The 12016-nt window shown below is 42.0% G+C and carries 7 protein-coding genes and 1 pseudogene; 2 read left to right on the top strand and 6 right to left on the bottom strand.

Annotation, left to right across the window (positions count from 1 at the left end; all coding sequences use genetic code 11):
* From VNZ46_RS26260 to VNZ46_RS26235, 6 genes are all read right to left on the bottom strand, one after another.
* On the bottom strand, nt 1-944 hold a 944-nt coding region (locus VNZ46_RS26260), incomplete at its 3' end, for a sugar-binding domain-containing protein (protein WP_325564150.1).
* A 15-nt stretch (nt 945-959) separates the two neighbouring features.
* Nucleotides 960-3182, bottom strand: a complete 2223-nt coding sequence (locus VNZ46_RS26255; protein WP_325564148.1) for a cellulase family glycosylhydrolase — start codon at nt 3180-3182, stop codon at nt 960-962.
* 11 nt (nt 3183-3193) lie between these two features.
* Entirely contained in the window at nt 3194-4249 is a 1056-nt protein-coding gene (locus VNZ46_RS26250; protein WP_325564146.1) for a glycoside hydrolase family 53 protein, read from the bottom strand.
* A gap of 7 nt (nt 4250-4256) precedes the next feature.
* Complete coding sequence (locus tag VNZ46_RS26245) at nt 4257-5369, bottom strand: SusE domain-containing protein (protein WP_325564144.1); 1113 nt, start codon at nt 5367-5369, stop codon at nt 4257-4259.
* Between the two features lie 15 nt (nt 5370-5384).
* Complete coding sequence (locus VNZ46_RS26240; RefSeq protein WP_325564143.1) at nt 5385-7019, bottom strand: RagB/SusD family nutrient uptake outer membrane protein; 1635 nt, start codon at nt 7017-7019, stop codon at nt 5385-5387.
* Nucleotides 7020-7036: 17 nt separating this feature from the next.
* Nucleotides 7037-10012: a TonB-dependent receptor gene (locus VNZ46_RS26235; RefSeq protein WP_325564141.1), complete on the bottom strand. Its 2976-nt coding sequence runs from the start codon at nt 10010-10012 to the stop codon at nt 7037-7039.
* Nucleotides 10013-10206: 194 nt separating this feature from the next.
* Between VNZ46_RS26235 and VNZ46_RS29455 the strand changes: the two are divergent.
* Together VNZ46_RS29455 and VNZ46_RS26230 are read left to right on the top strand one after the other, a co-directional pair.
* Nucleotides 10207-10347: pseudogene (locus VNZ46_RS29455) on the top strand (hypothetical protein); the annotation flags it as partial.
* A 12-nt stretch (nt 10348-10359) separates the two neighbouring features.
* Nucleotides 10360-12016, top strand: a 1657-nt coding sequence (locus tag VNZ46_RS26230) for a ligand-binding sensor domain-containing protein (RefSeq protein WP_325564139.1), incomplete at its 3' end; no start/stop codon positions are given.

Genomic DNA, 12016 nt, shown 5'->3' with positions numbered 1-12016 from the left:
TGACCTCCTGATTTTAATACAGAAACAACTTTATATAAATAAGGATCTTCCAAAGACCATAGCCGCGGTTTATTCAACTCTATAACTTGTTGAACGGAACCTTGTCCGTTTATGGCCAAACTCAGCGCCTGGGCCTGACTTTCGGCTAGCTTTTTTCCATTCGGATCGGCGAGATAGGTATACAGTTTGACCTGACCTGGCTCAAGTCCCAGGTTTTTCAGTCCGGTTTCAACAGTGATTTTGGCTTTCTTCTGTACTACGGCCGCATGTACAAAAACATCCTCTTTCGGAATATGCAGATTATGGTACTGATTTAACCAGACATGACGGTAAATACCAGCCCCCTCGTAAAACCAGCCCTCATACTGAGTAGCATTTACCCGTACTACCAATACATTCTCTTTTCCAAAATTCAGGTAATCTGTTAGATCATACTGAACACCAAGATAGCCGCTTTGATGATTACCCAGGTAAAATCCATTGATCCAGATTTCTGCATCCCTGAAAATTCCATCAAACTGAATCTGAAAACGTTGCCCGGAATCTGCTTTCGAAACCAGGAAATGTTTACGGTACCAACCAATACTGGTTTCTGGAAATAAACCACCTATGGGCTTGTAGCCATGGGCCAGAACATCTGCATTTGCAGATTGAACAAAAGGCAGTTCTGGCGCCCAGTCATGAGGAACATTCAATTTCCTCCAGCCAGCATCATTAAATTTTGGATCAATTGCCGTGTTTTCCGCTTTCCCTGATTTTGCAAAAAGATTGGCTACCTTATAATTAAAATCTTTAGATGGATCAGCCGCATGGCCAAAACTGAACCTCCAGTCTTCATCAAAATTAATTCTTCGTGGAAGGCTATGCTGCTGGGCAGCTAAGGGTTTAGGGACAAATAGCTGAGCAATCAGCATCAGCAGAAAAAATCCTGTAAATCGGCGCATATTCTGTAGTCAGTGTTATTTAAGATAAATAGATGTAATTTCCAAGGTATTAGGTTCTGCATTCCCCTTAGTTTTGAGGCCGTAACCAAAGGTGAGCTCCAGCTTCTGTACATCTTGTAAATTAAAAGCATGATCATTTTCAGATCTGTAGTATAAGGGTAAAAATCCGGGATAAGGTCTGGGCAACAGCAGTTGGGCATCTTTCTGCAAACTGCTCAGGGGAATTTCTATATCAGAAAACTCATGGCCTGCCATAGCTTCCGCAGAAAAGAAATCACCTTGTTTGGTGATGAAACCAAATTTAATCTTCAAAGGTGTCGTATTTCCCGTTCTGCCGCGGATAACTATGGTTTTCAAGGCCGTGCTTTCTTCAGGACTGAGTCCAAGCTGATCTTCCACAAAACTCTGGATACCAATCAGCGGGCTCGTCTCTGTTGTATCCAGTTTCAACCTCAATAAGGTTGGAACGGGGATTTCTCCATGCACATATTCCAGTGCCTTGTTGTTCCAGTCAGGATTGTACACAGTGACTCTGTCTTTGTCAGCAAAGGGGCTCAACAAATGAATGCTCGATGCTTTCGGCGCCACAAACTCCCCCGCCTTAATCTGACCAATACGGCTTTGGGCAGTAAAAGTGTTTTGCTTTCCTTTTTTTACCAGCCAGTATACCCCTGGCGACACCCTAAATTGATACCCCACAGCTCCCGAACGAGCTCCTGCAGAGCCGTTAATCCCACTAATCTCAAAACCCGGCCCTAAGTCTGTAAGGTTCAATTTCATGAGGTGATTTTGCCACCTGATCCTGGTGACCTCCTTTTCAGGAACATTTCTTTCAAAAGGATCACGGATAAAAGCAGCATCAGGCATCACCTCCAACCTCCAGATCCCCTCAGCAACCTGGTCTACAAAATAAGCTCCTGTGCCTTCATACTGGATTACTCCAGAATTGCCAACGCCAGCAATATGACGCAAGAAGGTGCTGTTTACAGGTTTTGAAGTTGTTGTATTGGAATAATAGAACTCCTCGGCCGTGTTCATTTCACTCAGAGAAGTTTGAGGATCTAAACGAAAAGCATCGAATAGTGTATCGGTAGCATACTTTTTTTGTCTTGGCAATTGGTGAAAAGCCCTTGAAGCGATGAGCAGACTAATGGCCTTAGCCGGGGTATAAGCTAAATTTAAGTAGTGAGTTTGATATTCTACATTCGTAGAGGCTGTAGCCATTGGATCATAGGCAAATTGGGTTGCCCATTGAAATCCGGCAGTTCTGAAACTGCGCGCCATAGCGGGATACATATACGCAGCCAAAACATCTGCAGCATCAAATTCATACACCATCCTGGCCCTTTTGTTAAAACCCGGAATACTGTCAAAAGGGATTGTATATTTAGACACATTTGGCAAATAATTCCCCTTCTGAGTATGTCCAGCCACCAGTCCGGTTGGATACCACTGGAAACTATGCCCCTGAACATCGGCTTTCACTATCGCATCAGCATATTTTGGAGATTCACTAATGTTGTAAAACACAGGTTTGGTCCAACCTGTATTTCGAATGGCCTTAACCATGCGGTTGATATACTCTGTTGTTCGTTCTTTTGGACCACTGTGCTGTGGTTCATTGTTAATCTCTGTTGCGATAATGTCAGGGTCCTGTTCATAAGTAAACCCCGTATATTGGTTTTTATGCTTAAAAAACTGACTAAGGTATCTTTCCTGTGCCTTAAAGGCTTCTTCTTCTACCAAAGCCGTTTTTTTTCCGTATTTAGCAGAAAAACTCCCCGTGCTTTCGTCTTTTTCAGGATAACCATTACCCCAGAAAGCGATCGGGGTAATAATGGTTTTAATATTTCTTTTTTTAAGCTCTGCAATCAGAAAATCCAATAACCTCAGATGTTCATTAGAGATCAGATTGCCTGCAGCATCAGAAATTTCGGTATCCCAGACATGAACCCTGAAAGCATCGAGCCCAAGACGGGAAAAATGGTATACATCATCCTTTATAGCCTGTTCCACAGAAAGACCAAGCCGATTAATGGACCGGTAACCATAAGCAAAAGGTACCGTATAGTTAACCCCGAAAAAGGAGGCTTCTTTTTTATCTTTTTCCCAGCGCATAATTCCCAGCGCATCTATATAAACACCTCGTTTTGCAGCTGTTGTTTTAGGAGACTGTGCTACCGCAGATAATGCAAATAAGGAAGCTACGGCAAGTAATAAGATCTTTTTTTCTGTCATTGCGGTTTTAATTATGGTAAAAAAGCATCAAGTGCCACAGTTGGTTTACCTGTGTCGTCAAATGCACCTAGTTTATAGCCATTCCAGCTGTTATAAGATTCTGGCTCCCAATAAAATACACCAAGCCCTTTTTGATTAGGAAGCGCTTTCGTTTTAGCCAGCAAGTCGGCAATAAAAGATTTAGATGCTGCAGCCTCGGCCACAGGCATTCCAACCTCACAAATCATAATCTCCGAACCATAACGGGAAATCATATCGGTCATGTTTGCCAGACATTGTGTATTTTTTGTTGCCCAATCTGTTGCCGAGGGATATAGAGACATGCCGATTACATCCCATTTAGCCCCATTGCTTTTCAAGCCATCAAACATCCATCTGAATAAGGAATTATCATATCCGTTAGACAAATGTACAATCACTTTTGAACTTGGGCTCACCGATTTAACTGCGTTATAGCCCGAAAGGACCAGATCTGCAAAATTTTTCATGCTAAGCGAGGCTTTTCCTTCTTCCCAAAGCATGCCATTATTCGTTTCATTACCCACTTGCACCCATTCCGGTATAATCTTGTTGTTCTTCAATGTCGTCAATACATCAACAGTATGGTTATAGACCGATGTTTTCAAAGCAGTAATGTCTTGTGACATCCAGGCGGCAGGTTTGGTCTGCTGGCCAGGATCTGCCCAGGTATCGCTATAGTGAAAATCAACCAGTATACGCATGTTCATAGCCTTGCCGCGTTTGGCTTTAGCCAATACATCGGCAGTATTACACCAGCCCGAGGATGGGTTTACCCATACCCTCAGTCTGATAGAATTAATACCTTTATCACTTAAAATCTTAAACAGATCCTGCTGTACGCCAGCACTATTGTAAAATTTCTTACCCCCAGCTTCCATTTCACTTACCCAGCTTACATCTGCCCCTTTTGCATAGGTACCCGGAGGATCTGGCAAAGGATAAATCTGAGTATCTCCTTTTGGAGTTTTTTTGCAACCCGCTGCAAAAACAATGGCCATGAACAAGATGCTTAAATTCTTAGCGCCGTATATAGAATTGAGTTTCATTTTCTTCTTATTTAATTGAATAAGTATAATTTCCATCACCGGCACTTAAATCTAAAGTTACCGTAAACACACCAGTTTTAGGAACAGGAATATTGATGCCACCCCAGGTTGGTGCACCAGCAAAAACCAATGTTCCTTTATCGTCTACCTTATAGCTGATGTCGTAACCCCCGTTAGAGGTAAATGCAAATCCCTTTCCTTCGGTAAGGCTAACATTTGCAGCTGTCCATTTCTTCGTAGCCGCATTATATATCATTGGAGTTGCAGAAGTACTCCAGCCATTATCATCTCCGGAAATGAAGAATTTCACTGCGGTGTATTTGATCGTCAGGGCGTCCAGGTCTACATTAACTTTGGTATAGGCAGGTGATGGAGTTAACCACAAATTGCCGCCCCCAAGACTTAAGGTATTTGCATCTGTTCCCCAACCATAGGTCTTTGCATCTTTACTGGATATCAACTGAAAGGCATCCCCGCCCCATCCATCTGCATTTGGCAGGTCTATATACCCCTCATACTTAGTGTTAAACTTAGCCGAGGTTAAAATAAAACCATTTGTTCTTTCGGCTGGGGTTTTCCATGAATTTCCACCTTTGACCAGTAAGGCTGGATATTCCACCATAGACTTATACGGGGTTACATTCATTTTGAGCACAGAATAGCTCGGTTTAACCGTAGATGGCACCCCTGTATTTTGGTTCAGTTCTGTTTTTAAACGAACAACAATAATGCTGCTTACATCCACAGGCAACATCATCTGTACCGCGAGTAAAGCATTGAAATCTGCACCAAGATAGGTCTTTTTAAGACTATCTGCAGCAAGTTTTACATTGATTGCATTAGCCCAGGCATTCGTTCCGCTCGTATCAGAGGGTACATCAAATTGCAAAGTATAAGTGGGTACTACCTTAATACCATAATCAGCGGCCTTGAAACTAAAAGTAACCACCTTTACAGCATCTGTAGTTTCTGAAAGGACCACACTACTGGCTGTGCTGCTGAAGACTTGCGTACCTGCAGCTGGTGGAACAACGATATTTTGGCTTTGCTCCTTTTTACAAGCCGTAAAAAGAAGAGGTAAAGAGATCATCAGTAAAAACCGATTCATTAAATTCTTCATGATTGCAGAACTAGATTAATAACCTGTGTTTTGAGTTAAATTAGGGTTGGCAGAAAGGTCCGTTGGCGGCAAAGGAAATAGGTTAAACTTAGCAGCCACAGAAGTACCTGCCCTTACACCACCTTTCCAGGCCCATAAGTATGCGTTGGTGGTGAACTTATTGTAGCGGATCAGATCTGTTCTTCTGAAAGCTTCGTAATACAATTCACGGCCCCTTTCATCCAGGATAAAATCTGTGGTCAAGGCTGTGGAACTGATATTCCCCGCAGTACTGCCATTATAAGCTCTTGTACGAAGCTTGTTGATATAATCTAGCGCGGTGCTTAAACTTCCACCTGATCCACCTCTTAATACAGCTTCTGCATAAATCAAATAAGTTTCGCCAAGTCTGAACAACGGAAAATCAATATCAGAAAAATCTTTAGCGGCATCCTGATGAGGCGCAGGTCCCCCTGACCGGGTTTTATTCCTGAACTTCGTGCTCGAATATCCATCTGTAGAAACATACAGTTCCGTCATTTCCAGATTCTGACCCGTCCTATAAAACTGTGCTCTGGAATCTGTATTACCCGTTTCATCTGCAAAAAGGTTTACAAAATTCTCTGTAAAACGCAGTCCGCCCCAATCTCCGTTAGACCCGGAAACCTCTGCTGGTACATGGGCAGGCCCGTGCATCAGATAAGTAGTACCACCATAATTCTGGGTACTCGTTCCATCATAATTGATAGCCAGAATAAACTCATCCGTATTCAGGTAATTGTCTGCAATGGTCAGCTCACGGTAGTTATTGTGCAAAGTATAACCGGCCTGTGTAATTTTATTGCAATAGGTAATGGCTTCTGTATACTTCGGGCTACCCGTGTAAACTTCAGCATTGAGATACATTCTCGATAATAAAGCCCAGGCAGCAGCCCTGTCTGCCCTTCCGTATTCATTGGTTTTAGGTGCAGCAAGATCATTTTCAATAGCCTTTAACTCTGATTCTATATAAGTAAATAAATCTTTGCGCTGAATCTGTTTAGGAAAATCTTTTCCCCCAATCTCTATTGCTTCAGTAACCATAGGCGGATTGCCATAAATATCCATCAATACCCAATATTGATAGGCCCGGAGAAAACGAGATTCTGCTCTGTATTTTCTGATATCATCCGCATCAGTCCCAGTAATTCCTCTTTTAGCGATGTTATCGTCTGAAGATTGCCTGATGAAATCATTACATAAGGTAATCTGAAAAAAAGATCTGTAATACAAGCCATTAATAATAGAATTGATGGAAGACCAGCTGAGCTCATGAAGCCCCTGGATACCCGCATCACTCTGCCATGACCATGCAGCTTCATCGGTCGTCAGTTCCTGCAGGTTCCAGTACAGCCGCAAAAAGTCAGAATTCCCTTCATCTTTAATGATTTCCACTGGAATATCCTGCTGACCGGTAGTTGCATTGCCCGTAAGTGCAAAAGCGCCATATACCTTCGCCAGTGCCTGTTTATAGCCTGCAGGGGTAGCATAAACCTTATCTGCGGTAAGGTCATTGGTTGGCGAAAGGTCTAATTTTTTACAAGCGCCAAGTACAGTGATGGCGAGGCAGGCCAGTGAAATCATTCTTAAAAAGTTAACACGGCCATATTTTTTATGTAAAGTATTCATCATTGGAATCTTTGAAAAGGTTAAAAATTAACATTTATACCTAAGGACATTACCCTTGGTCTTGGGTACAGATTGTTATCCACCCCAAAAGGAACTTCAGGATCCAAACCACTATATTTGGTAATGGTAAATACATTCTGAACAGTAGCACTTAACTGAAGACTCGCCTTGCTTTGAAAGATTTTGTCAAACCTGTAACCCAGATTAATGTTGTCCATTTTTAAAAAAGAAGCATTTTCAATGTAATAATCACTCAACACCTGCTGGGTTTTAAAATTGGTAACCAGATAATTAGGCGATGCGTTAGCCAGAATCGCTGAACCTGTGATCTGGGCCAGGTTACCGGTTTGACTCTTAATGTTATTGTAAACATAATTACCCAGATTGGCCCTTAGCGTAAAACTCAAGTTCCATTGCTTATAACTCATGTTGTTACTAAAACCAAGAAAGACCTTAGGATCTGCAGGTTTGCCTTTATGAAAATCATTTTCATTCACCAGGCCATCTCCATTTTGATCTACATAAACCCCTTCAATGGGCTTTCCAGATTGATCATAGGTCTGTTCTAACAGATAGAATGTATTTTTACTCCCACCAACGGCATTGATCAATGCATATTGTCCGCTTACCCCTCCGGCAATACTGCCAGCCGGGAACCCCTTATAATTTGGATCGTTGGGTACCACGGTAAGATTGGTAATGGTATTCTTATTATACGTAGCATTAAAACTAAAGTCCCAGTTGAGATATCTTGTCCTAACAGGCACAAAACCAAGAGTTAACTCCAAACCTTTATTCTCCATATTCCCTACATTAACCACTGCCGTAGCCGAGAAATTGGTGCCAGCCGGTTGTGGAACTTTATTTAAAAGATCACTTGTTTTTTTATAGTACCAGTCCAGACTACCGGTAATGCGATTGTCTAAAAAGCCTGCATCCACGCCGATATTAGTAGTCGCTGTTTGTTCCCATTTGATATTGGAGATATAAGCACTTGGTCTGTACATTTGATAAAAAGCATTTCCAAACTGATAAGAGGCATTAGGTGTACTCAGATTATAGGTAGATAGATAACCATAGTTATCAATGCCATCCTGCTGGCCTGTGATACCGTAGCTTGCACGGAGCTTTAGGGTAGACAAGTCTTTGCTGTTTTTTAAAAAATCTTCATTCTTTAAAGTCCAGGCCAGGGCAATTGACGGGAACAAAGCATATTTATATTTCGGCGCAAAACGCGAAGAACCATCCCGGCGAAGAGTTGCAGTTAAAAGATAACGTTCGTCGTAATTGTAATTTAAACGTCCAAAATAGGAAATAAGCCTGTTTTGTGGTTTGTTAAAGGGAAATGTTGGATCAGAGTTGGCAATTTTATTGCCATTGGCATCAAAGTCTGCAAAGTTATAGATTTTAGTCAGGTAGTCGTTATAAGAATATCCTGCGGTAGCATCCACCCTGCTTTTGATCGACTTAAACTCTTTAACATAATTCAGGTAAAAGTCAAGCACTGTATTCATCCGTGTCTGTTTGTATTGAGTGTTAATTCCTGCACGATTGATGGTTTCTGCCGCATTCTGGTCTACAAAGACAGTTCCTTTTCCTGTAGCCACATCATAACCCGCATTTAAATTGGCATGCAAATCTGGCAAGAAATGGAATTTATAGTCCAATTGCAAATTACCGATGCTCCGGTACGGATCAGATCTATCCTGGCGCTGTTCCAGCAGACCAACCGGATTTCTCCCAACCAGGTTCACCAATCCACTAGGTGTACTTGGATCAAGCCATTCCCAATAGCCATTATAATCCGTTCTATTCGTATACACTGCCTGAGTTGGATCAAAGCTCACAGCCCCACCTATAGCCGCTGTGTTCGCAAACCGGGTTTTCAATGCACTTCCTTTCAAATTAAGATCCACCTTTAAATGGTGATCAAAAAAAGTAGGGTTCAATACAAAAGCAAGAGATGTCTTTTGCAGTTCGTCTGTCTGTAAAATTCCCCTTTGGTTCTGATAGCCTACAGAAAGTCTGTAAGGCAGATTTTTAATACCACCGCTAATATTCAGGTTATTGTCCGTAGCCAGGCCATCCTGGTAAATCAAATCCTGCCAGTTGGTATTGAAAGCACCCAGCATATCTTTCTGTTTCTGGGTTCCGTTAGCATTAACAATGCTCCGAATTTGATCAGCACTAAGCACGTCTACTTTTTTTATAATCTTGGACAAAGAATTTACCGAATTGAAACCTAATTTTAATTCTCCTCCCAATCCTTTCTTAGTGGTAATAATAATAACGCCATTCGCTGCTCTCGCACCATAAATAGCAGATGCTGAGGCATCTTTCAGAACCGTAAAAGATTCAATATCATTTGGATTGATAAAACTCAGAGGATTGGATGCTCCCGATACACCGCCATTTTCAAGTGGAACACCATCAATAACAATCAGGGGATCATTACTGGCGTTTAAGGAAGATCCTCCGCGAATGCGAATGGTACTTCCACTTCCAGGCTGTCCACTATTGGAAGTGATCGAAACACCAGCCACCTTACCCGAAAGCATCTGCTCCGGCGTAGTAATATTCCCCTTTTGAAAGTCCTTTGAACTCACCACAGCAACAGAGCCCGTCAGGTCCTGCTTCCGTGTGGTACCATACCCTACCACCACAACTTCACTTAAAGAAGCGTTGTCTTCCTGCAAGGTCACGTTCAAAATTGAGGAAGAAGCAATAACTTCCTGTTTTAGAAAGCCGATAGAGGTAAATTCCAGCACACCCTGCCTGGATGGGATACCGATAGAAAATTTACCTTCCGGCCCCGTCACTGTTGCCGTAGTAGTTCCCTTTAAACGTACACTTACGCCGGGAAGCCCAAGCCCATCAGCAGCCGACCTTACAGTCCCGGTTACCATAACCGCTTTCTGGGCATAAAGATTTATACTAGAGATAAAGAGCAGTAAAAGAAGCCAGCTGCCCTTCAGATAAAAAGTAGAATTGTGCATACAATATTTGGTTAGGTTTACAGCTACAAATGAAGGTCTTCTGCCCCATTTCGGCTTGTTCTATCGTTCATATTTTTTGTCCTATCCGACATATTAATTGTATACTCAACAAATATAAGCGCCATATAGACGTTTAAACCCCTAATTCTCCTATCTTTATAAAATATAAACCTGTTTGTTTCTTTTACCATTTCATGATTTCTTTTTTAAAAGGCCTGATTTTCATTCTATGTTGCTCTGTTGTTTCAGTTGTTTCTGGGCAGACCTTAAAATTCAGGCATATTGGTATTGAAAACGGGTTGTCCAATAGTACAATTGAATGCATTTTTCAAGACCACCGCGGCTTTATGTGGTTTGGTACACGCGACGGACTAAATAAATATGATGGCAACCAGATAACCGTTTACCAGCACAGTAAAGAAGAGGGCAGCATCAGCGACAATTACATCAGATGCATTTACGAAGACCACAAAAAAACTTTATGGATCGGCACATCAAATGGTCTGAACAGGTTTGATCCTGAAAAAAACAAATTCATCAGATATCCTTATTATCCAAATAGGGTAACAGGAAACAACAATACAATTACCTCTATTACTGAAACAGCTAAAGGACTGTGGGTAGGTACATACGGCGGAGATCTGAATTTATTAAATTCATCCAAAAATATCTCGACACTAACCGGTCATCCGATAAACAACATCTCCCCAGACCAATCCGGTAATTTATGGCTAGCTACCGACCATGGACTCAAATATTTTAATCCGAAGACTGGGGAACTCAAGACGATACAAGCCTTGGAAAAGTATATAATCCGTAGCATTACAGCTTCTCCCGAAGGAAATCTGTGGCTGGCTACAGAAGAGAGAGGACTGTTTTGCTATACCCCCGCCACCGGTGCTTTAAAACAATATCGCCACGAAGATAAAAACGTCAATACGCTGAGCAGTGACCTGGTCAGGGCTGTTGTTTTCCGCAACAAAAAAGAAATCTGGATTGGAGGAATCAATGGTGGACTCGATCTTTTTAACCCCCAGACCAATACTTTCCGCCATTATCAGAATGAACCCGGCGATCCATCCAGTCTGTCGCAAAGGACTGTTTCTGCCATTTATGAAGACAAACAAGGAAATCTATGGGTAGGTACACACAGAGGAGGGATCAACTTGTATTGCCCTGGTTCTGAAAAGTTCAACCTGGTACAAAAGGAATTGAATAAAAATAGCCTAAGTTACAATGACGTGAAAGCCTTTTATGCAGATCCCGATGGCCACATATGGATTGGAACAGATGGCGGGGGCTTAAACAAATTCAACCCCAAAAATAAAACATTCATTCATTATAAAAACAATCCATTTGATCCTGCAAGCCTTGGCTCAGATGCAGTTCTGGATGTCATGGCAGACCGGAACAAGACCTTGTACGTTGGCACCTGGGGTGGCGGACTAAATCTGATGAACCGCAATACCGGAACTTTTAGGAGATACACTTACCACAACAATTTACCAGGCTCCATCTCTTCAGATTATGTCCAGAAATCATATGAAGACACAGAAGGTAACCTTTGGGTGGGAACTTATTACGGTGGATTAAACCTCCTTGACAGAAAAACCAGCAAGTTCAGTCGTTTGACAAATGGCAGCCAGGGCACCCAATTGACAGGTAACAACATTATTTCCCTGCTAGAGGACAGCAGAAAAAACCTTTGGATCGGCACAGATGACGGTGGATTGAACTGTTACAACCTGCTAACCAAACGCATCTCTCATTATTTTTTAAACGAGGAAAAGAAACCCGACCTCAGGGTGCTGTTTATGGACCATAAAAACAGGCTCTGGCTAGGTCAAAAAGGACTATACCTATTCAATCCTGTCAAAAACATTTTTTCTCTGTATACCGAAAAAGCCGATCTGGGCAACCTTTTCATTAAAGGTATTGCAGAAGACAAACAAGGAAACTTCTGGATCTCTACATCCAAAGGATTGATTAAATTTAATCCGGAAA

It is taken from the genome of Pedobacter sp. (genome assembly GCF_035566355.1).
Classification (GTDB): domain Bacteria; phylum Bacteroidota; class Bacteroidia; order Sphingobacteriales; family Sphingobacteriaceae; genus Pedobacter.
This window is presented reverse-complemented; position numbering and strand designations above follow the sequence as displayed.

Bases quoted from the DNA above. Each gene is read 5' to 3' on its own strand.
- VNZ46_RS26255 (WP_325564148.1), bottom strand. From the start codon at position 3,182: ATGACAGAAAAAAAGATCTTATTACTTGCCGTAGCTTCCTTATTTGCA.
- VNZ46_RS26250 (WP_325564146.1), bottom strand. From the start codon at position 4,249: ATGAAACTCAATTCTATATACGGCGCTAAGAATTTAAGCATCTTGTTC.
- VNZ46_RS26245 (WP_325564144.1), bottom strand. From the start codon at position 5,369: ATGAAGAATTTAATGAATCGGTTTTTACTGATGATCTCTTTACCTCTT.
- VNZ46_RS26240 (WP_325564143.1), bottom strand. From the start codon at position 7,019: ATGATGAATACTTTACATAAAAAATATGGCCGTGTTAACTTTTTAAGA.
- VNZ46_RS26235 (WP_325564141.1), bottom strand. From the start codon at position 10,012: ATGCACAATTCTACTTTTTATCTGAAGGGCAGCTGGCTTCTTTTACTG.